24 protein-coding genes are annotated in these 21,766 nt (G+C 44.8%); 16 read left to right on the forward strand and 8 right to left on the reverse strand.

The features are described from left to right. Positions 1-23 precede the first annotated feature (23 nt). From JNUCC21_RS01175 to JNUCC21_RS01185, 3 genes are all read right to left on the reverse strand, one after another. Entirely contained in the window at positions 24-869 is an 846-nt protein-coding gene (locus JNUCC21_RS01175) for an aldo/keto reductase (protein WP_011996234.1), read from the reverse strand. A 110-nt stretch (positions 870-979) separates the two neighbouring features. Further along, positions 980-1,672, reverse strand: coding sequence for an LrgB family protein (locus tag JNUCC21_RS01180; RefSeq protein WP_007408978.1), 693 nt, complete (start codon positions 1,670-1,672; stop codon positions 980-982). Then, complete coding sequence (locus JNUCC21_RS01185; RefSeq protein WP_003156751.1) at positions 1,642-2,046, reverse strand: CidA/LrgA family holin-like protein; 405 nt, start codon at positions 2,044-2,046, stop codon at positions 1,642-1,644. The genes JNUCC21_RS01180 and JNUCC21_RS01185 overlap by 31 nt, the downstream gene beginning before the upstream one ends. 196 nt (positions 2,047-2,242) lie before the next feature. Here JNUCC21_RS01185 and JNUCC21_RS01190 point away from each other — a divergent pair, with 196 nt between their 5' ends. The 12 genes from JNUCC21_RS01190 to JNUCC21_RS01245 all read left to right on the forward strand — a co-directional run bounded on the left by JNUCC21_RS01190 (position 2,243) and on the right by JNUCC21_RS01245 (position 12,402). After that, complete coding sequence (locus tag JNUCC21_RS01190; protein ID WP_014416787.1) at positions 2,243-2,674, forward strand: MarR family winged helix-turn-helix transcriptional regulator; 432 nt, start codon at positions 2,243-2,245, stop codon at positions 2,672-2,674. Positions 2,675-3,098: 424 nt separating this feature from the next. After that, positions 3,099-4,484, forward strand: a complete 1,386-nt coding sequence (locus tag JNUCC21_RS01195; RefSeq protein ID WP_015416703.1) for an amino acid permease — start codon at positions 3,099-3,101, stop codon at positions 4,482-4,484. Positions 4,485-4,576: 92 nt separating this feature from the next. Further along, a complete protein-coding gene (locus tag JNUCC21_RS01200) occupies positions 4,577-5,290 on the forward strand; it encodes a YjjG family noncanonical pyrimidine nucleotidase (RefSeq protein WP_257726572.1) in 714 nt (237 codons plus the stop codon). A 10-nt stretch (positions 5,291-5,300) separates the two neighbouring features. Beyond that, positions 5,301-6,431 carry a sensor histidine kinase gene (locus tag JNUCC21_RS01205; protein ID WP_039062508.1) on the forward strand — a complete coding sequence of 377 codons (1,131 nt, stop codon included), beginning with the start codon at positions 5,301-5,303 and terminating at the stop codon, positions 6,429-6,431. A 4-nt stretch (positions 6,432-6,435) separates the two neighbouring features. Next, a complete protein-coding gene (locus JNUCC21_RS01210; protein ID WP_025284154.1) occupies positions 6,436-7,080 on the forward strand; it encodes a response regulator transcription factor in 645 nt (214 codons plus the stop codon). 141 nt (positions 7,081-7,221) lie between these two features. Then, entirely contained in the window at positions 7,222-8,157 is a 936-nt protein-coding gene (locus tag JNUCC21_RS01215; RefSeq protein WP_369878498.1) for an ABC transporter ATP-binding protein, read from the forward strand. Between the two features lie 8 nt (positions 8,158-8,165). Then, positions 8,166-9,353, forward strand: a complete 1,188-nt coding sequence (locus JNUCC21_RS01220; RefSeq protein WP_136396060.1) for an ABC transporter permease — start codon at positions 8,166-8,168, stop codon at positions 9,351-9,353. Further along, entirely contained in the window at positions 9,350-10,492 is a 1,143-nt protein-coding gene (locus JNUCC21_RS01225; protein ID WP_132106674.1) for an ABC transporter permease, read from the forward strand. Before JNUCC21_RS01220 ends, JNUCC21_RS01225 begins: the two co-directional genes overlap by 4 nt. Before the next feature lie 13 nt (positions 10,493-10,505). Beyond that, complete coding sequence (locus JNUCC21_RS01230) at positions 10,506-10,685, forward strand: hypothetical protein (RefSeq protein ID WP_011996242.1); 180 nt, start codon at positions 10,506-10,508, stop codon at positions 10,683-10,685. A gap of 103 nt (positions 10,686-10,788) precedes the next feature. Next, on the forward strand, positions 10,789-11,265 hold the full coding sequence (locus JNUCC21_RS01235) for a DUF4879 domain-containing protein (RefSeq protein WP_007408988.1): 477 nt from the start codon (positions 10,789-10,791) through the stop codon (positions 11,263-11,265). A gap of 80 nt (positions 11,266-11,345) precedes the next feature. Further along, positions 11,346-11,594, forward strand: a complete 249-nt coding sequence (locus JNUCC21_RS01240; protein ID WP_007408989.1) for a sigma-G-dependent sporulation-specific acid-soluble spore protein CsgA — start codon at positions 11,346-11,348, stop codon at positions 11,592-11,594. Between the two features lie 109 nt (positions 11,595-11,703). Then, positions 11,704-12,402, forward strand: coding sequence for a hypothetical protein (locus JNUCC21_RS01245; RefSeq protein ID WP_151280949.1), 699 nt, complete (start codon positions 11,704-11,706; stop codon positions 12,400-12,402). A 45-nt stretch (positions 12,403-12,447) separates the two neighbouring features. Here the strand turns inward: JNUCC21_RS01245 and JNUCC21_RS01250 are convergent, their stop codons facing one another. After that, on the reverse strand, positions 12,448-12,708 hold the full coding sequence (locus JNUCC21_RS01250; protein ID WP_003156732.1) for a hypothetical protein: 261 nt from the start codon (positions 12,706-12,708) through the stop codon (positions 12,448-12,450). A gap of 185 nt (positions 12,709-12,893) precedes the next feature. Here JNUCC21_RS01250 and JNUCC21_RS01255 point away from each other — a divergent pair, with 185 nt between their 5' ends. The 3 genes from JNUCC21_RS01255 (at position 12,894) to JNUCC21_RS01265 (ending at position 16,572) form a co-directional block, all read left to right on the forward strand. Continuing rightward, positions 12,894-14,513, forward strand: coding sequence for an APC family permease (locus tag JNUCC21_RS01255; RefSeq protein WP_007408992.1), 1,620 nt, complete (start codon positions 12,894-12,896; stop codon positions 14,511-14,513). A gap of 531 nt (positions 14,514-15,044) precedes the next feature. Beyond that, positions 15,045-16,247 (forward strand): hypothetical protein, encoded by a 1,203-nt coding sequence (locus JNUCC21_RS01260; protein ID WP_369878499.1) that lies wholly within the window; start codon positions 15,045-15,047, stop codon positions 16,245-16,247. A gap of 76 nt (positions 16,248-16,323) precedes the next feature. Beyond that, positions 16,324-16,572 (forward strand): DUF2651 family protein, encoded by a 249-nt coding sequence (locus JNUCC21_RS01265; protein WP_369878500.1) that lies wholly within the window; start codon positions 16,324-16,326, stop codon positions 16,570-16,572. A gap of 180 nt (positions 16,573-16,752) precedes the next feature. Here JNUCC21_RS01265 and JNUCC21_RS01270 read toward each other — a convergent pair whose 3' ends face one another. Beyond that, positions 16,753-17,640 (reverse strand): glycerophosphodiester phosphodiesterase, encoded by an 888-nt coding sequence (locus JNUCC21_RS01270; RefSeq protein ID WP_007408993.1) that lies wholly within the window; start codon positions 17,638-17,640, stop codon positions 16,753-16,755. Positions 17,641-17,735: 95 nt separating this feature from the next. Then, positions 17,736-19,070, reverse strand: coding sequence for a glycerol-3-phosphate transporter (gene glpT / locus JNUCC21_RS01275; protein WP_003156725.1), 1,335 nt, complete (start codon positions 19,068-19,070; stop codon positions 17,736-17,738). A 334-nt stretch (positions 19,071-19,404) separates the two neighbouring features. Between glpT and JNUCC21_RS01280 the strand changes: the two genes are divergently transcribed. Then, positions 19,405-19,647: a DUF2651 family protein gene (locus JNUCC21_RS01280; RefSeq protein ID WP_007408994.1), complete on the forward strand. Its 243-nt coding sequence runs from the start codon at positions 19,405-19,407 to the stop codon at positions 19,645-19,647. 55 nt (positions 19,648-19,702) lie between these two features. Here JNUCC21_RS01280 and hpaB read toward each other — a convergent pair whose 3' ends face one another. Both hpaB and JNUCC21_RS01290 read right to left on the reverse strand, forming a co-directional pair. After that, positions 19,703-21,148 carry a 4-hydroxyphenylacetate 3-monooxygenase, oxygenase component gene (gene hpaB / locus JNUCC21_RS01285; RefSeq protein ID WP_369878501.1) on the reverse strand — a complete coding sequence of 482 codons (1,446 nt, stop codon included), beginning with the start codon at positions 21,146-21,148 and terminating at the stop codon, positions 19,703-19,705. Positions 21,149-21,297: 149 nt separating this feature from the next. Then, positions 21,298-21,723: a hypothetical protein gene (locus JNUCC21_RS01290; protein ID WP_023356680.1), complete on the reverse strand. Its 426-nt coding sequence runs from the start codon at positions 21,721-21,723 to the stop codon at positions 21,298-21,300. Positions 21,724-21,766: the final 43 nt, after the last annotated feature.

Below are 21,766 nucleotides of genomic sequence, written 5' to 3' on the forward strand. Positions count from 1 at the left end.
TCAGCTTTTCTTTATGCGTTTACTTAAAACTCCTCATACTCCGCCGGGTCTTGGCCGTTTATGCGTCCGTCGGGGCGGGTAAGCGAGTCGATAATGCTCATGTCGTTTTCATCAAGGGAGAAATCAAAAACGGAGATGTTTTCAAGCTGGCGCTCGGGCGATGCTGATTTTGGAATCGGGATGGCGCCCAGCTGGATATGCCAGCGTAAAATGACTTGAGAAATGGTTTTGCCGTATTTGTCCGCAATCCGTCCGAGTTTTTGATCGTTCAATACTTCGCCGGCGCGGGATAACGGACTCCATGATTCTGTCACGATGCCCTGTTCTTCGTGCCATTGGCGCTGCTGCTGCTGATTAAAAGCGGGATGCAGTTCTATTTGGTTGATGCCTGGCTTTACGCCGGTTTCACGTTCGAGCCGTTCGATATGCTCAGGCAGGAAATTGCAGACGCCGATGGATCGGATCAGACCCCATTTTTTCGCATCAATCAGTGCCTGCCATGCTTCCGTGTAGCGGTCTTGTTTCGGGTTCGGCCAATGGACGAGATACAGGTCATAGTAGTCCAGACCGGCGCGGTATAAAGATTCTTGGATGGTTTGTACAGCTTTGTCATAGTCATGGTAGCGTCCGGGCAGCTTGGACGTCACGTATAGCTGTTCTCTCGGAACAGAGCTTCTCTTGATGGCTTCTCCGACCGTCCCTTCATTTTCATAGTTATAAGCGGTGTCAATCAGACGGTAGCCGATATCAATGGCGCTGGTAATGGCATGAACGCCGTTGTTTCCATTAAGAGCGTATGTACCGAAGCCGATCGCAGGAATGCTTGTCCCATCCAGCAGTTTCTTTTGCGGAATTGCTCCAGTCATCATTAAATCCCTCCTTGTTTTCTACTTTACCATTATTTTTACAAATGAAACATAATAATGGAAGGAAATGAGATGAGCCGCACATGAAAAAAGCTGACGGAGAACCGTCAGCTTTAAATTTGAAACATCCATGCTACGACGGGGCCGAAGACCGACCCTAACACGGCGCAGAGCGTCATGGAAACAGAGCTCATGGAGACCGTTAATTCTCCGTACTCCATTGCTTTTGAGGTGCCGAGCGCATGGGAAGCGCTCCCGAATGCAATTCCTTTCCCGAGTGAGCTGCGAATGCGGATCCACTTGAGAAGCAGCGGTCCTAAGATAACGCCGGAAAACCCTGCGATCATGACGAACACGACTGTCATGGAAGGGACACCGCCGATACCGGACGCAATCTGTATCGCGACAGGCGTCGTAATTGATTTTGGGATAATTGACAAAATCAAACTCCGGCTGATGCCGAACAGCTCTGCAAATAGCAGGCCGCTGACCATTCCGGAGAATAAACCGGCCAACACGCCGCCGATGATCGGAAACATATACTTGATTAACACCCGGCGCTGCTTATAAAGCGGGTATGCCAAAGCCACCACGGCGGGTCCGAGCAGTGAATTGATCCATTGGCCGCCGATCATATAGTCTTTATACGAAATATGAAAAACAAGCAGCACGGCGATAATGAAAATCGTAGTCGTCAAAACCGGTATGAGAAAGGGATATGGAAAGCGCACATATAATTTCACCATAGCCAGATAGGCGGCGGCCGTGAACAAAATTATAAGGATTGCGATACATGCTTGCTGCACTTCTTTTTCTCCTTTCTCTGATTGGCTTTGTGCTCTAACAGCTGGCTGGCGTACCCTGCGGCGATCATTGTGACGATGGTGCTCAGCACGATGATCAGAAACAGAGCAGCCCCGCTGGCGGAAAACAGTGACGGGTAATTGATGACGCCCGTCATGGCCGGAATGAATAACAGCGGAAGAAAAGACAGCAAAAATCCGGCTCCGTCTTCAATCATTTTGACGGGAATGATCTTAACCGATAAACATATGATCAGCAGGATCAAACCGATGATACTTCCGGGAATGGGCAGGTGAAAGAACTGCTGAACGGCTCCCCCGATAAAGGAAAATGCGAATAAAATAATGATTTGCAAGATGATGCGTATGACTTTCACGACAATGCTGTTCTTTGGAGAAGAGCAGCTTCCCCCTTTCTTGATGCTTCGATATGTTTCTTTACTTTTTGCGCATATATTTGTACTATACAAATATATGTATGCAAAATCTTTCTATATGTTTTCTTAGTAAATGTGCATATGTTTGTATTATACAACTAATATTGCTGTTGTCAATTGTAAGGAGTGAGGCTGTTTGTCAAAACAAGATCCGATTGAATTAATTGAATATGAGCTCACCACTTTTATCAGGAGAGCTGTTTATCTTGATAACTCCGACCGTAAAATCGGACATCTGGAAAGGGCTGCGTATTTGTTATTACGGCAGCTGGATGAATTCGGACCGGCGCGTGTAAAGGAATTAGCCGAATCTTTTAAGCTGGATATTTCCACATTGTCACGCCAGGCCGCGGCCTTGGAGTCGAAAGAGCTGATCCAGCGTTTTTCCGATCCTTCTGACGGGCGGGTCAGTCTGTTTGCGATTACGAAGCTTGGCAAACAGAGGTTAAAAGCTGATAAAAAGATGCGTCTTGATCGATACCGACATATGCTTGACGATTGGTCAGGCGATGAAAAAGAAATGTTCGGCCGGCTTTTGCTGCGGCTGAATGAGGCATTTATCGATTAATGCATGATTTTTGCCGGTTAAGCAGGATTATGGCGTATACAAGGGAGAATGGAAGAGAGTAAGACTTTACGCCATTCTGCTTAGCAAAAATAATATTGAATAGGGGGCGGAACATGTTTCTCCAGGGACATCCTGTTTCTCGGAGGCTGCGGCATTTATTATCTCAATATTCATAATTCATTAAAAATGAAAGCGTTTTATTTTTAGTCTATTGGTTTAGGGTGTAAGGTGTTTACCTGAAAAAAACAATTGTATTTTCCACGAAAATTTATTATGATGGAATAAGGAAATTGGAGATTATATAACAATAGAAAGATAGAATATTTCTAATATTGCGGGAAATGAAGAGTGAGTTAGGTTCAACAGGTGCACCTTCTGCTTCATTATTTCACATATATCAGAGCTGTTAAGAGGAGGAAGCGAAGTGGCAAACAAAGAATTAAAGAGAGGCTTAGGCGCGCGTCATATACAGATGATTGCGCTGGGCGGCACGATCGGTGTCGGTTTATTCATGGGGTCATCCAGCACGATCGGATGGACCGGGCCGTCTGTCCTGCTGGCTTATGCGATCTCGGGTATCTTTATCTTTTTTATCATGCGTGCGATGGGCGAAATGCTCTATGTAGAGCCGAGTACAGGGTCGTTTGCGACATTCGGCCATAAGTATATACATCCGTTAGCCGGCTATATGACGGCGTGGAGCAACTGGTTTCAATGGGTGATCGTCGGGATGTCTGAAATTATCGCCGTCGGTTCGTATATGAAATATTGGTTTCCTGATCTGCCGGCATGGATTCCCGGCATTATCGCCATGGCCATTCTCGGTGCGGCGAATTTAATTTCGGTAAAATCTTTCGGTGAGTTTGAATTTTGGTTTGCCATGATCAAAATCGTCACCATTATTCTGATGATTGTGGCCGGAATCGGAATTATTTTCTTCGGTTTCGGTAACGGAGGGCATGCGATCGGATTATCTAATTTATGGTCGCACGGCGGTTTCTTTACGAATGGTTTTTCAGGATTTTTCTTTGCCTTGTCTTTGGTCGTTGCGGCCTATCAAGGGGTCGAACTGATCGGGATTACGGCAGGGGAAGCGAAGGACCCGCAAAAAACGCTGCGAAGCGCGATTCAGAGTATTATTTGGCGGATTTTAATTTTCTACATCGGTGCGATTTTCGTAATCGTTACCGTATATCCGTGGAATGAGCTTCACTCACTCGGCAGTCCGTTTGTTTCGACATTTGCGAAAGTCGGGATTACGGCGGCGGCCGGTTTGATTAACTTTGTTGTGATTACCGCTGCGATGTCCGGATGCAACAGCGGGATATTCAGTGCGGGACGCATGCTTTATACATTGGGCGTGAACGGACAGGCCCCGAAATTCTTTAAGAAAGTTTCTTCGAGCGGTGTGCCGATATTCGGTACGTTTGCCGTATTAATCGGACTTGTGATCGGTGTCGTGCTGAACTACATCGCGCCTCCGAAAATTTTTGTCTATGTGTACAGCGCGAGTGTGCTGCCGGGAATGATTCCGTGGTTCGTCATTTTAATCAGCCATCTCGGTTTCAGAAGAGCGAAGGGCGCTGAGCTTGATAAGCATCCGTTTAAAATGCCTTTTGCGCCGTTTACAAACTATTTGACGATCGCTTTCTTACTCATGGTATTGATCGGCATGTGGTTTAACAAAGATACGCGGATTTCTTTGGTTGTCGGGGTGATTTTCCTGGCGATTGTGACGGTCAGCTATTATGCGTTCGGTATCGGCAAGCGCATGCCTGGTGAAAAATCGAAAATAGAAGACGCTGTATAATTCAAAAAGACACCTCTCTTACAGGGGTGTCTTTTTCGGCTTGTCCGCGAGTGGTATACTGATTAAAAAAAGCAGAACCGGGGGAAACATCGATGAGTCATTACCGTACGTTATTATTTGATATAGACAATACGCTGCTGGATTTTACCGCTTCAGAAACCGATGCTCTTCAAAAATTGTTTCAAGGTTCAAAGCTGGAGCTGACGGCAGAGGTGGAAGCCCGTTATAAAGCGTTAAATCATGGGCTGTGGAAGGCGTTTGAAGAGGGGGAAATGACCCGCGATGAAGTGGTGAATACACGGTTTGCCCTTTTGTTTAAAGAATACGGCCTCGAAGCCGACGGCGTGCTGATGAATCAGGCGTACCGCCAATACTTAGAAGAAGGGCACCAGATGATAGACGGGGCTTATGAGCTGATTGAACGGCTGAGTCCTTTATTTGATTTATACATCGTGACGAACGGCGTCTCAAGATCACAATATAAGCGGCTGGGCGACTCCGGTCTGTATCCGTTCTTTAAAGATGTGTTTGTATCTGAGGACACGGGTTTTCAAAAGCCGATGAAGGAATACTTTGATTACGTGTGTGCGAGAATTCCCGGTTTTTCTGCCGAGGGCGGACTTATTATCGGCGATTCACTGAGCGCGGACATAAAAGGCGGTCAGATGGCGGGAATTGATACGTGCTGGTTTAATCCCGGAAAGAAAGCAAATGAGTCCGGAATCATCCCGACGTATGAAATTCATTCGCTTGATGAGCTGTATGATGTGCTGAACGTGGAGCGGAAAGCCGCCGCTCATTTGTAAGGAGAATACGATGAAGATTGCACATACGAAGTTACTGATCAGGGGTTTTGCATTACTATCAATCTTTCATGCGATTCTTCAGCTTCCTCCCGGCCGGGGGGAGCTGAAGGTTTTTTTGTCTGTGCTCGTGATTATGCTGACGGCTAATGACTGCCTGCGGCCGCTATATATGAAGAGAAGGCCGGCTGTATATCAAGGCTCTTTTCTCCTGAGCAACGTTATCGCGGGAGTTCTTTTGTACAATGTCTATAGTGTGGGGACACAGGCCGTAATGGTGCTTTTATTGGCGGAGGTGCTTATTACTGATAAGCAGATTTCGGCTGTTTTGTTAACGATGAATGCCGCCGCATTTGCCGCAGCTTTATACGCCGGCGGAGCGGGTGTCAGTGATATCGTGCCGCCATACTTCATCATGTTTGCGGTGATTTATTTATATCGGAAAAACCTGCAGGAGAAGTCGAAGGTTGAATTGCTGAACCGAGAGCTGAAGATCGCTAATGACACACTGAAGGAATATTCAGACCGGATTGAGGAACTGGCCGTTACGAAAGAAAGAACTAGAATTGCGCAGGAGCTGCATGATTCTCTCGGTCATTATCTGGCTGCTCTGAAAATGAATTTAGAATTTGCCGGGAAGACAGCCGGGCATCAGCCGGACAAAGTGAAGCAGATCATTCATAAGGCGCATGATCTTACGAAAGAATCCATTTTAAAGCTTCGCCAGGCCGTTATGCTGCTGCAGGGCTCTTTGCCGGGGCGGGGATTTGAGCAAGAGCTCCGTGACATTTTCAGCCATTTTCAAGAGGCGGGAGGCATACGCTTCGAGCTGGAGACGGACGCGGCCATAGAAGCGGAACAGCCGGATGTGAAGCATTGTCTTTATCAATCCGTTCAGGAAACGATTACGAATGCGATAAAGCATGGACATGCTTCATATGTTTCTGTCCGGATTCAAAAAAACCGAAACATGATATTGGCGCATATTCATAATAACGGCTCAGCCTGCGGAACGATCATAAAATCAAATGGTCTGAAAGGAATTGAGAAAAGAGCAGCCGCACTTGGCGGAGAGGCTGTTTTCTCGTCTGGGAAGGAAACGGGTTTTGACGTGAAAATAAGGATTCCATGCAAGGAGGAATAATCAAGTGAATGTCATGATTGCAGACGACCAGTCCATTGTGAGAGAGGGGCTGAAAATGATTCTGAGTCTTCATGAAGGAATTCAAATATCGGGAGAGGCTTCTTGCGGCGAAGAGGTTCTCCGGCTGCTTTCTCAAACCGAAACCGATGTGATTTTGATGGATATCAGAATGCCCGGTATGGACGGAATCGAAACGACAAAAGCGGTAAAAGCGCGATATCCGTCCGTAAAAGTCATCATTCTGACAACGTTTGAAGATGATCACTATATTTTTGCCGGGCTGAAAAGCGGAGCCGACGGCTATCTCTTGAAGGATGCTGATTCGGATGAAATGATCGACTCCCTTCAAGCCGTTTATGAAGGGAAGATGATGCTGAATCCCAAAATCACGGTTTCCGTCGTAAAAGCGCTGAACAATATGGAGATCCCTGCGGTGCAGAAAGAGCCGCGGACAAAGCTGAAGGAGATTCTCACGCCGAGAGAGCTTGATGTGGCGAAACACATTATGGAAGGCAAAAGCAATAAACGCATTGCCGCAGACTTATTTCTGACTGAAGGCACTGTGAAAAACTATGTATCCAGAATCCTCGATAAACTTGAAGTGTCAAACAGAACCGAGCTTACCTTATATTTGCAAAAATTGCTATAACCCCGCTTCACCCTCCTCTCTCCCTTTTTATCACTAAACATATGACGAAAGTAATACCCATATCGAGTACGAAAGTGAATAGAAAACAAGGATTGCCAAGAGTAGAATAAGTGCAGACATGACACAAGGAGTGCTGCACGAATGCTCGAATTAACGGATTTGACAAAGAAGTACGGCGATTTTACCGCTGTCAATCATATATCACTGCGCGTCGAAAAAGGCGAGATATTCGGTCTGCTGGGACCAAACGGCGCCGGTAAATCAACAACGGTGTCGATGATCAGCACCGTGCTCCCGCCAACGGGCGGAACAATCTGCATTGACGGAACCTCATTACAGGAGCAGCCTGCGGCCATAAAAAAAGTGATGGGAGTCGTCCCGCAGGAAATCGCTTTATATCAAGCGTTAAGCGCAAAGGATAATTTGGCTTTTTTCGGGAGTCTGTACGGACTTTCCGGTAAGGAACTTTGTAAACGGGTTGATGAAGTGCTGGACATCATCGAATTAAAGGAACAGCGACATCAAAGGATATCTGAATTTTCAGGCGGAATGAAAAGACGGGTGAATATCGGGGCCGCGCTAATGAATGAACCGAAACTATTCATTTTAGATGAACCGACCGTCGGAATTGATCCGCAATCCAGACACCATATTCTTGAAACCGTGAAGACGTTAAATCAAGAAAAAGGGATGACCGTCATCTACACGAGTCATTACATGGAAGAGGTTGAATACCTCTGTGAAAAAGCGGCGATCATGGATCACGGCTCAATCATTGCCTGCGGGACGAAAGACGACTTGAAGAAGTCAGCCAAAGCCTCTGATACCCTGATCGTGAATGCAGAGGGGCTGAATGATGACGCCGTTAAAAAAATCCGCCGCATTCCCGGTGTTGCCGAGGCTGCTGTCAGCCAGCAGACCATTACGATGCTCGTCTCTGCGGCAGATCGCAATCTCCTTGATATTGCGGATGATATCAGGAAAACCGGTATCACCATTAAAGGCATTCATTTTGAGGAAGCCAATCTGGAAAGCATTTTCCTCCGGCTCACCGGCAAAACGCTGCGGGATTCATAGGGGGCGTCATGAAAATATTATTCAGGCTGATCTTATTAGATTTTCGGTTATTGGCCGGAGCAAAGTCTTTCTATATAAAACTGATTCTGTTTCCGGCACTGATGATTTTTATTTTAGGAACGGTTTTTCACGGCGATTCGAAAGTGAAGCCATTTCAGACCGCGTTTTATAATGCGGATCACGCGGAGAGTTCTTTGGGCGACGTATTAAAGAATGACGTGCTGAAACAAACTGATCTCATCCGTGTTAAAGACATAGGCAGTTACCAAGAAGGGAAACAGCTTGTCGAAAGCGGCAAAGTCTCCGTTTTTGTATACGTGCCGAAAGGCTTTGCAAAAGCGGCAGAACACAATGAAAAAACAAGTATCAAAGTCATCTCGGACCAACAAGGCTCTGTAAACGGAGACATTGTGGAAATGATGGCCGATTCGTTTGTCACCAGAGTAAAAGCGGAGATCAGTGAAGAGAAAGCGGTGCTGAAGCAGTCGGGACATCTGTCAAAGGGAGATGCCAGCAAAATCATCAGCGGCCTTTCGGGTGAACGTGAACAGGCTGTCACCATTCCGAAACAGTCGGCCGGCAATCACGCGGCCCCGATTGATGCGATGCAGTATTATTCAATCGCAATGGTCGTCATGTTCTCCATTATGACCGCGTTTGCGCTCATTCACGGGATAGTGGAAGAGAGACAGCAGCACACGTTATTCAGAATCAAATCAATGCCTGTTTTACGTATCCAGTACGTGGCGGGTAAGCTTTTGGGAATCATGCTTGCCATCCTTATGCAAATGGCTGCCGTCATCATCGCAAGCGGCATCTTGTATCAGGTAAAATGGGGCAATTTGTTTGAAATATTACTGGTTACGATCGTTTATTCATTTGCGATCGGCAGTATCGTGCTTCTTTGGGGGTTTACTGCAAAAAACCACGAGACCGTCTCAAGCATGGCGGCTCCCATTTTATACGGATTCAGTTTTTTAGGCGGAAGCTTTATCGCAAAAGACGGCTTGCCTGACAGTTTGAAAATCGTGCAGGAGCTGATACCGAACGGCAAAGCGATCAACAGCTATGTCAGTGTCACGCAGCATGCCGGTCTGAGCGGTATTTCGACGGATTTGGCAGAGCTTGCCGCCATTGGCGCCGTGTTTTTATGTTTGACCATCTGGGTGTTTAAACGGAAGGAGGCTGTTTCATGACGCAGCTGTTATTCATGATCAGACATCAGCTGAAACTGATGCTGCAAAATCGGGCTGCCATCTTTGCGACGATTTCCGCCCCGCTCCTTCTCACATATTTCTTTTCCTTTTCTGCGGATGGCAGTCAGCAGAAGGAAGTATATGTAGCTGATGAGGATCAGAGCGCCTATTCAGCGCAATTTATGAAAATGATTCAGAAAGCCGGCCATATAAAAGTCACGAAGGTCACGGAGGACGTATTAAAAACAAAGGTTCATCATCAGGATATATCCTTTGGATTGCTGATCGGCTCTCATTTTGAAGAGACATTATTTTCCGGAGATGAATTGAACGTTTCATTTATTCAGAATGAAGAAAAGGGTGATGCTGTTTTGACAGAGCAGCTGATTGCGCAGCAGGCGGGCGCGCTGAAAAAAATAGTCCGCGATGCAAAAGTGATATCCCGCACGCTGCACACCGACGGGAAGCAGGCGGCAGCTGATCTCTTGAAGGATATTCAGGGTCATTCCGCCGTCAATGTTGACCGCCATCACGTTTATGAAGGCGGACAGGCAGCCGACAGACTTATCGGGTTTTTAGTGATGTTTATCTGGTTCGTTGCAGTCCAAAGCCTGCGATCATTTATAGATGAACAAGAAAATCATACATATGACAGATTGCTGAGCACGCCCGTTTCCTATACGGCATATGCAATCTCTAAGTTTGCGGCGGCGTATCTTTTCGGTCTTCTCCATATTATCGTGATCCTCGCTGCCGGAACATTCATGCTGCATATCCGTTTTGCTGATCATGTTTTTGCTGCGGGAGCGGTGCTTGCGGCCTGCTCGTTTGCGCTGACTGCTGTAACGATGGCCGTGATACCGTTCATGAAGAGCCAAAAGCAATTCACGTCGCTTGCTTCGGTTTTTATAGCTGTCACGGGTTTATTGGGAGGGGCTTTCTTCACATTAGACGCGGCTCCAGAGTACATGCAGATGCTGTCGTTGTTTACTCCTGAAATATGGGCGATCGGCGCGTTTCAAAACAATGGCGGAGGCAGCATGCAGATAGTGCCGCTGAGCCTGTTTCTTGCCGCCGGTGCAGCGTCATTGGTCTTATCACTTTATATGATAAATCGTCATATGAAAAAAAACGGTTAGAAGGGTGGCTGCTTTGTATATGGCAGAAATGATCGGAATCATAGAATTGCTCGCGGGAGCCGCAATGAACGTATGGATCGGGAGGCTCGGAAAAACCTTTTTCGGTAAAGATGACAGAAGTTCGAGAGTCGTGTTAAGAATCTGCGGCATCTTTCTCATGATCAACGGTGTTTCAAGAGCGTTTCATATCTAGTTCACAAAGTGTTCCGGACTCTTTTATAAAATGTAATCTTTTTCCTTGTAAATCGTGTAAAATAGTATAGGATTCTACGAAAAGAATAAGAGGGGGAAGAAACATGAAAAAGAGACTCGTTATGCTATTCGCGGCGGCCGCCGCTGTTTTGTTGCTTGTGAGCGGGTTGTGGGCTCCATCAGCGTCTGCGGCGCCGGCTCCTGCTTTAACACAAATCCGTATTATCGGTGTGACGTCTGACGGTCAGAGTTACCAATGGGAAAATATCGGGCCGAACCAAATCAGCGCATCAAAACCGATGAAGGGTACAACGGGTTATTTAGCCGTATATTTCCAAGGGTATCCGAACAATAACACGATCCAGGCGTTTAACAACGGAACGAATATTACAAATCTTACGTCAAAAGCGCTGGAAGATGAATATACGAAAAACGGCAATATCGTTACAGGCTACATTAAATATTACAGTGTTCCTCTTTCTTATGTCAGTTCAGGAACGTTCTCTTTCTCCGCAACGGGGCTGAACGGGCCGTACACGCCGTTAAGCAGCGGATTTTTCTCCATTCAGGTACAGAGTTAAAACAGCCGCCCGGTGCTTTCATGTATAGTTTTTCTCTCTTTCCGGGAAGCTATTCCTAAAGAAAAGGGAGGGCTTACATGATGGACAGGACACTCGGATATTTGCGCGAGTCGCTTTCGAACCACTTGGAGCATGATGTGTGCCGAGGGATTTATAAAAAGCTTCAGGTGAAGCATTATGCAAATGAGGGCGAGTTTGTGAAAGATCTAAATGATTTGGAAATGGATGCGCTGAATCAGGTGCTTGAAAAGGAAATCAAATATGCTGAGAACGAGCAGGATGAGAAGCGCACGATGGAATTGAATGAAGTATATGAGCTCCTGTTTTAAAAAGCCTCCCGGCGGTCGGGAGGCTTTTTATTGTTTCGGAAACAGTTTACAGAATCATCCAACCCTTTGTATAATGGATAGTTGTGAAAAACACAGACGGAGGAGAAACATGAACGACGAAAAAAAACAGACGGTTCTTGAGTTGTCATCGGTTGAAAAAACTTTGGTTTTTCTGGTGCCGCCATTATTGGGGCTGGTCATCGGATGGTTTCTGCCGGTCATTGCGAAGTGGGCCGTAACATTGGATTGGCTGCCTTTTCACGGGCCGCTGGACATTATCGCTTCTTTTCACGGATGGAAGGCTGCGGCTGCAACCGCCGTTATCGGCTTAATCGGGGGAGTGTGGCTGACGCGGGCAGCTTTTAAAGAAACTCTTGTGGCAGTCGTGACGGACAGCGAGGTGTCCTTAACCATATATAATGAAGAAAGCGTGTTTTCGAAAGACAGCATTTCCGGTGTGTTTACGGATGAAAAGCATCTTGTCTTATTGGGGACTGAAGGGCAGGAGCTTTTTCGGGAGAAGCTTGAGCCCGCGGTTGAAAAAGCGGCTGATGCGTTTCGCGCGCATGGGTATGTCTGGCTGGGGACGGAAGATCCTTTTAAAGAAGAATACAAACGGTGGGTGCCGGATACGCCGGATTTGGAGCCAGGGGCAAATGCTCTTTTAAAAGCGAGAGAAAAGGCGCTGAAAGAGGAGGAAAAGGCTGATGCGAAAGAGCTGAAAGCGGAAATATCCAAACTGGGCATTACCGTGCGGGAGAAAGGATCGCGACAATATTGGCGGATCTATCAAACGCCGTCTGCATAAAAAAAGCTGCCGCCGTTTGATACGGCCGGGCAGCCCGGGAACAGATTATTTCTTCTTGTCATCATAATATTGAACCGGGTACATGGAGCCTTCGGATACCATTTTGTTATCTTCAATATCTTCGGGATGCGGGTTGCCTGCTTTGTTGACGGGGAATGATTCAATATCCTGCTTCCCGGAGAGCGATGTTTTCATATTGCGGATAAAGTTCATCACCTTTTGGCGGTTTGATTTATCTTTGAGCAGGTAGGAAGTCACTCCGACAGTCGACACGGCAAGTCCTGAAATGAGCAGTTTTTGTTTCACGATAAAAACTCCTTTCTATTTCTGGCTTGCAGTAGTTATTCCCGCTTAACGGCTGTTTAAACATCGGAAGGGTAATTTTGGCTTTCTGCTTTAATGCGATAAAGATTGACAAAACTATTTTCAGAATAATATTATAAATATATGATAGCGCTGGAGTCATATTTTAATTGAAAGGTGTTAACTTTATGAATCAATTACATCGCAGAATGGGAACGTTTGCACTCATGATGGTCGGACTTGGGTCGATGATTGGCTCCGGTTGGTTATTCGGGGCGTGGCGGGCGGCTCAGATTGCGGGACCTGCCGCAATTATTTCCTGGATTATCGGTATGATCGTTATTTTGTTTATCGCACTTTCTTACAGTGAATTGGGTTCAATGTTCCCGGAAGCCGGGGGAATGGTAAAATATACTCAATATTCTCATGGATCATTTATTGGATTTATCGCAGGATGGGCAAACTGGATTGCGATTGTTTCCGTTATTCCGGTGGAAGCGGTTGCGTCTGTTCAATACATGAGCTCATGGCCGTGGGAATGGGCAAAATGGACAAGCAATCTCGTTCACAACGGCACTCTTACGGGAGAGGGGCTCGGCTTCGCATCCGTATTACTGATTATTTACTTTTTACTGAATTATTGGACAGTTAACTTATTTTCAAAAGCGAATTCATTGATTACCATCTTTAAAATCATTATTCCGGGGCTGACAATCGGAGCGCTGCTGTTTACCGGTTTTCACGGCGGAAACTTCACATCCGGTTCAAGCATTGCGCCGAACGGCTGGGCAAGCGTGCTGACGGCGGTGGCCACATCAGGTATCGTATTTGCGTTTAATGGGTTTCAAAGCCCGATTAACATGGCCGGAGAAGCAAAAAATCCCGGCAAATCGATTCCGATTGCGGTTGTCGGTTCGCTGCTGGTCGCAACCGTCATTTACGTCCTATTGCAAATCGCATTTATCGGTGCGGTTGAACCTTCCATGATCGTTCACGGCTGGAGTCACCTGAACTTCAACTCTCCATTTGCCGATTTGGCGATCGCATTGAATATCAACTGGCTTGTCATTATTCTTTATGCGGATGCGTTCGTATCTCCGTCAGGAACGGGTATTACTTATACCGCTACGACGTCCCGCATGATTTACGGCATGGAAAAAAATAAATATATGCCGAGCATTTTCGGAAAGCTTCATCCGCTGTACGGCGTGCCGCGCCAAGCGATGATTTTCAACCTGGTCGTATCGTTTATCTTTCTGTTTTTATTCAGAGGATGGGGCGTGCTTGCTGAAATCATTTCCGTTGCGACGCTGATTTCTTATATCACGGGTCCCGTGACGGTGATGACGCTGCGGCGGACGGCGGCGGATTTGTACCGGCCTCTCCGTCTGAAAGGCCTCAGCGTGGTTGCACCGCTCGGCTTCGTGTTCGCGTCTCTCGTGCTGTATTGGGCGCGCTGGCCGTTAACAGGGCAGGTGCTGTTTATCATTTTGATCGGCCTTCCGATTTATTTCTACTACCAAGCGAAAGCGAAGTGGAAAGGATTCCGCAGAAACTTTAAAGGCGGCGTCTGGATGGTTGTCTATCTGCTCAGCATGATGGTCATTTCATGGCTCGGAAGTGAAAAATTCGGCGGTCTGAACATCATTCCGTACGGCTGGGATATGGGGCTGATCGCAATCGTTGCCCTTGCCTTCTATGCGTGGGCGCTGAAGAGCGGATTCAAGACTGAGTATTTGAAAGACGCCAAAGCAATCAATGATCAATTAAAAGGCGGACAGGCCGAAGCCGCTGCCGGAAAAGAGTAATGATTAATAAAAACCTTGCGGGAACGTTCCCGCAAGGTTTTTTGATCGGGCAAAAAAACATGGGTTCGATACAGACGTGACGATGAATGAGAAAGCCTAACGACAGGCAACCAGGGACAGTATTCTTTTTTTCTCATGATTTCTCCGCCTTATCAATAACTGTCTTCCATACTAAAGAATGAATCTAAAAGATATGTTGGGCAACTATTAATCTTTTATGTTTCTTCTTCTCCATGCTTCATCTTTTTCCTGTACTCCAAAGTCAAAGTTTTAGAGACAAAACAAATAATTAACCATAGAATAAATACAGTACGTAAGTTGAGATTACAATAATTGTATAATAAATTAAAATATAGGAAAGTAAATAGTTAGGGATAATAAGTATGAAAACGCGAAAATTAGGACTGGGCGTCTACCCAAGAGACATCAGAGATTCCGATTATACAAAAACTATCAAAACATTTAGATGAATTATTTTCACTCCCTAAGTTTATTTAGGGAGTCATATTATTTTAAGGAGAGAGATTATATTTGAACAAGATTAAGTGGCTTATTATAATTGCGGTCATAGTATTAATAGGTATATTTATATGTATTGGAACTTTTAAATATACTAATTCAGTTTCTAATGTTAAACAAACTGAAAAAGAAAAGGAAAAGTATTTCTTGAATGATAAAATTGCAGCTATATATTATTCAGCTACAATAGATTATCCTAAAGATGGGAGTTATACTGCATACATTGATGAAAAAGGAGCAGCAACAGCTGTAAAAGGAGATGCTATTGAGGTTGGAACCATTGCACAAGATGAAAAAAACATAGTTAGACAGGACAAAAAAGAAGTTTATATGATAGGCGATAACTTTAAAAAATTCCCGATGCAACATCAAGTACATACAAGTTATGGGCAGTCATCAGGCCATTTAAGAAAAGAAAATATCTTTTATTTTTTGAATAATCAAGGAGTCGGTGAAAACCATTATAATAGTTTAATCAGATGGGGTAACCGCAGTGGATTTCATGAAAAGATTATTCCGGGTTTCTATACAAGTACTGGTAATGACGGTGAATATATTTACGTGATAAATGAAGATTCTTCAATTAAAACACCGAATTTTCAGGGTATTAAAATAGATAAAGATAAAGTTACAGTAGGGAAAGGAACAACAATTCCTATATTAAATGAAGAAAATTGGAGTGTTTATTCACAAATAATAGTTAAAAAAAGCTCAGCCTTTTTTATACTATATAACCAAACGGATAAATCAAACAAAGTACAATTCAAAGTAGCAGAAATTGATTTAGAGCATAAAAAGTTTAAAGGGGCATATCCTTTAGGCAGTTATAATATCCCTGATGAAATTTCTCAACTGGCAATTCCTCTTTCCACTAATAACTTTTTTGTGAAAAATGACACTTTATATCATTTGGCAGCTAATTCAATACTTTATACTTTCGATTTGAAAAGTATGAAGCCGGGAAAAAAAATTCCGTTAAATAGGTCGACAAAATTTGAAAACCAAGCAAAATTCACTTATTTTGACGAATCTAAAATTTTCTTGTTAGAAATAAGAAAAGGTGGGAAATATGTGATTAATTCTTACTCTTATAAAAACGGAAAAAAATTAAAATCTACTCCTATCAGAGGACTTGAAAAAATTATTAACAATACCCATGTTTCTGAATATGACTTTTTTATGATTAAGAAAAACAAAGAAGTATGGAGTGGATAGATACATTTTTTAAATCGCTAGACAGCTGAGTGAGTATATTTAAAGGGAAAAATTAAATTCACAAAGGAGAATAATAATGGATGAGCTAGATCTTGCTTTTGGTATTTTACCACTTTCTATTATCGTCTTATCGATTATATTCACTTATATTTTCAAAAAAGTGTATATAATGCCGCTTGTCAGTATAGTTGTTTCAGTCATATTAATGTTCACTGTTTTTAATCTATCCTTCTGGGGATGGGTGGTTGTCTATGGTTTAGTATCACTTGTATTATCGTCTATTACAAATAGTGTAAGAACGAAAATAGATAATAGAAATAAATAATTATATCCTTTTGTTTGTAAGGTATCATAGGTAATTCACAATTACAGTGATACCTTTAATTAATATAAAGGTGAATGTAAGCTTTAATAATATGCTCCGCCCGCTACATAACCCATGACGGCGTTTGCATGATCGGGCAAAAAAAATGGGTTCGGCATCATCTCCGAACCCATGCTGGCTTTATGATTTGTATTCTTTTTTAACCTTTTGGAATATATCCGCATAGTTGGTAAACACACCGGTTACGCCCCAATTCAGCAGACGGCGCATGTCCGCCTCGCTGTTCACGGTATAAGGGTGAAGCAGAAGGCCGTGGCTGCGAATGTTTCGGACATTTTGAGCGTTCAGCGCTTTGTAATCCGGTCCGATTCCGACGGCATATGTTTTTATGTCCGTTAAATCTGCGTCAGTCATTGACGTCATCTGTTCCGCTTCAAGCAATTGGACGGCGGGAAGTTTCGGATCGAGCTGTTTGATTTTCAGAAGGCTGTCCCTGCTGAAAGACTGAATGATAACTTGTCCAAGTTTCGCATGCTTACCTGCCAATTTGTATTTTTTCAGTGAAGCGATCAGTTTTTCTTCCATACCCGGATATGTTTCGGGCGCCTTTGTTTCAATATAATAGTTTGCATGTCTGCCGAACCGTTTTAACACGTCATCAAGTGTGGGAACGCGAAGTCCGGCGTATTGCGGTTTTGCTTTTTCCGGATAGGCCTTATTGAACCAAGAGCCAGCATCGAGCTTTTGAATCTCGGCTAATGTATGATCCTTCACCCAGCCTTGTCCGTTTGTGGTGCGGTCCAGTTTTTCATCATGCATGACGATCAGCTTGCCGTCTTTTGTCATTTGTAAATCCAGCTCAATATAGTCAGCCTTCATTTTTTGCGCAGTTTCATAAGAAAGGATCGTGTGCTCCGGGACATACCCCGAAGCACCGCGATGGGCAATGGTCAAAATTCTGTCAGGAGACAAGAGGTTTCCTTTTCCCGCTGCCGATACAGGCGTGACGATGAATGACAATAAACCGAATGAAAGCAATACCAAAGCAAACAATTTATGTTTCCGCATGTTTTCTTCCCCCTTAAAAATCAATATCTGTCTCTAGTGTAGAAAATCGTTGTAAATGCTGTACTGCAAAAATATTAATCTTTTATGTTGTTTTCTTACACATGCTCCGCCCGCTTGCCCGTATTCCACGTCATAGCCAAGAAGACGATGGACAGCACGCATGAGGAGATAAGCATGATAAAGCCGCCGTTCCAGTCAAAGCGGTCTACGACATAACCCATGATGGCGTTGGCGAAAGCAGAGCCTCCGATGTAGCCGAAAAACCCGGTTAAGCCGGCTGCCGTTCCCGCCGCTTTTTTAGGCGCAAGGTCAATGGCCTGAAGCCCGATCAGCATGACAGGTCCATAGATTAAGAAGCCGATGCTGATCAGCGCGATATTATCGATGAGCGGATGACCGGCAGGGTTAAGCCAGTAGACCAATACAGCGATAAATACGCCGGCCATGAACAGTACGCCTGCCGGCGCGCGGCGGCTTTTGAAAAACCGGTCGCTGATCCAGCCGCACAAAATCGTTCCCGGAATTCCCGCATATTCATAAAGGAAATAAGACCATCTGGAATCTTCAGGAGAGAACCCTTTCGCTTCCGTCAAATAAGTCGGCGCCCAGTCAACGACACCGTACCGTACGAAGTAAACAAAGACATTGGCAAATGCGATATACCACAGAAATTTATTATTCAGCACGTATTTAAAAAGAATTTCTTTGGTCGTCATCTCTTTTTCCTGGTCTTTGAACGCATGCTTCGGATAGTCATTCCGGTATTCTTCAATCGGCGGAAGCCCGCAGGATTGCGGCGTGTCCCGAACGAGAAGAACAATCACAAATGAAATGACGATGGCGATAATCGCCGGAAAGAAAAACACGCTTTTCCAAGTAACAAACATGGCGATGCCGAGAGTCACGAGCGGGGCGAGAATACCTCCGCCTATGTTATGGGCGACATTCCATATCGACATTTTCGTGCCGCGTTCACTGATGGAAAACCAATGAGCCATCGTCCGTCCGCAAGGCGGCCAGCCCATTCCTTGAAACCATCCGTTAATAAACATAAAAATAAACATAATCGTCACGCTTGACGTGACCCACGGCATGGAAACAAATAAAATGTTTACCACACCTGACAAAAACAGACCCGTCGCAAGGAAATACCTCGGGTTGCAGCGGTCAGACACCATCCCCATAATAAATTTACTGAAGCCGTAAGCGATTGATACGGCCGCAAGCACCAAGCCAAGTTCCCCTTTTGAAAACCCTTGTTCCTGAAAATAAGGAATAGCGAAGGCAAAGTTTTTGCGAAGCAAATAATACCCGGCATACCCGATGAAAATCCCCAAAAATACTTGCAGCCTGAGCCGTTTATAGGCCGCATCCGTCTTTGAATCATCCAATCTCTCAATATGCGGAGCCGGCTTAAACAATTGAAACATCATATCCTCCCCTTTGCTGAACGTCTATCATGATGTATGTATGACTCCTTTCCTTGAAAATGACAAAAAGAACCAGAAATCACCCTTGTGAAAGGGCGGGGTTTCCTGGTTCTCCTCATCTCCATCCAAAAATCATTAACTTGTGTATGATAGCGCTTTCTTAAATTATCACAGTCTGACGTGAATGTAAACGCTTTAAGGAAAGTTTTCATTTTTTTGAATAAATAACCGGAGGGAAAATCAGCCGGAGCGCGAAAGATTTGAAGTACTCGATTTTGTACTCAGGCATAAGATGTGTTAGGCCGGACTAAGAAAAGCGAAGGGAGTGCATCTGTTGATTGATGAATTGGATTTTGCGTTCGGTGTTCTGCCGCTTTGTATCATCATCTTGTCAGTCGCCGGAACGTACCTGTTTAAAAACGCGTTCATTATGCCGGCTGCCGCTTTGGCCGTTTGCCTTATATGCACCTTTACCGTATTGAATTTCTCGTTTATCGGGTGGGCCGTCGTGTATACGCTTGTCTCTTTCGCGTTATCGCATATTACGATGGTGGTGATCAGCCAAAATAAAAAATAGGATCGGCGGCAGCCGATCCAGCTATCATAAGCAGAGATGCGCTCTCTGCTTTGTTTTATTTATGAATGTGCAGGAATTCCTTGATGACCGCGGTCTGTTCTTCTTTCGGATAGCTTCTGTACAGATGGCTGGTTAAGCGGACGGGGTCACCGAAGAAGTACCGCTCATATTGTGTCTGTCTTGTTCCGAAGGGGCTCATGGTCAAATCCCATGCGAGGCGGAACACTTTTACCCGGTCCTCAGCGTTCAATCCGGCCGCCTGCAAATATTGGTCAAGGTCTCCTCTGATGTCAGAACGGAACGCTTTTTCAGTCGGCAAAGTCACCATTCCGCTTGCCCCGATCAGCTGAATGATTTCCGTGAAGCGCGGGTAGATGTCGGGAAAAATCGCGCTGACCACACGAAGCGGAGTGACACTCGGACGCATATAACCCCATTCATCTGTTTCCGCATCATTCTCCGACTTTTCCAAAAGGGCTTTCATCGTTTCCAGACCGGTGATGATTTCAGCCATCTTAGCCTGAATATGCTGATATTCGCCCACATCTATCGCTTCGACAAGCGTTTGGGCGAGGCCCAGGAGAAACTCCGTCTTTACAATTTGTCTCGTGATGACTTGATGAAATGCGAAGGCGTTAAAAGAGCTTTTCATATTAAAATCAAAAGCCGCCTCGTAATTATTATAAAAAAATACGCGTTCCCAAGGGACCAAAACGTGATCAAATACAACGATAGAATCCATTTCTTCATATCTTGAGCTGAGCGGATAATCAAACGATGATTTTCCGAGTACGAAAGATTCCCTGCAGATGAATTTTACTCCCTTTGTATTGGAAGGGATTGAAAAAGCGAACGCTTCATCCGATTCAAAATACATTTTAGGCAGAGAAACCACGAGCACTTCATCCGTCAGGCCGCCTTGTGTGGCTAAAATCCGGGCGCCGTGTATGATGAGGCCTTTTTCATTTTTATCGACGACTTTTGCCGAGATAGGTGTCGGCGATACGTTTACACCCATTTGTGAACGATTCACCTGAGGGGTGATAAACGTGTGCGTAAAAGAAAGATCCTGTGCAGCAGCGCGTTCGTACAGCGCTTGAACATGTTCCGGAAAACAATGATCGCGGTCTTTCAAAAGCGCGGCGGAGGAGGCGAAGCTCATCAGCACGGTATTCATATAATCCGGGCTTCGTCCCATCATTCCGTGCGTGTGTCTGGCCCAATGTTCGAACATGTTTCTTCTTCTTTTTACGTCTTCTTTCGTTTTCGGCTGCAGGTATGAAAGCCCGGCCCGTTCTTTTTTACCGGGAAGACTGTAAGTCATTTGATCTTTCATGTCCGGTTTCGTTTGCAAATCATAAAGAGAGCGCTTCGTTTCCAGAAGGCCCTTAAATGCGGGATGTTCAGAAATCTGTCCCTCGATCTTTTCACCATCAAGCCAAATCTCATTTCCAAGCTGATTTAATCGGTCAATGAACATTTTGCCATTAATGATACCCATCATGTCGCCCTTCTTTCTTTGCAGATCCACTACCTCATTATATTGAAAACGAAATTGGGTGTTCCGGTTTTTTCCAAAGGGGAAGAGCCTTTTTGATAAGGGGGGTGAAGGGATTGCATAATAAAAAAACCCCTTAAGCAGAGGGGTTTTTAACTGATCATGTCTTTGTATCGTTGTTCGAGGACAAAGTCTATCATTCCGGTGATACGGGTGTTTTCAGATTTTTGTCTGAAACGGTCAGACACTTGGATTTTTCTTGAAAACGGAAATACAGCAATAATCCAAACAAGGCCGGCCAGGCCGAAAACCATCTGCAGAGCCATTTCAATCAAATCATTAAAATGAGTGCTGAAAAAAAAGATATATAACGTGATGAATGTAACTGTACATACGATTTTGACAGTATGTTGGAAGGTGAGGGGCGGTTCAGTGAAACACATTTTCATTTGATTCAGTGTGAGCGAATCTTGTTTCATTAAGTATGTAAGCAGTTCTTTGTCATTTTGACTTCGCGGAATCAAATCGGTTTCTATTTTTTGAACGGTTTCCTTGTATGTCTGCATATCAATCTTCATGCGAATCCTCCTTTAGAAATAACTCCAAGAATACTCATTGAGC

Origin of the sequence: Bacillus sp. JNUCC-21 (assembly GCF_041222765.1) — a bacterium.
GTDB classification, from domain to species: domain Bacteria; phylum Bacillota; class Bacilli; order Bacillales; family Bacillaceae; genus Bacillus; species Bacillus velezensis.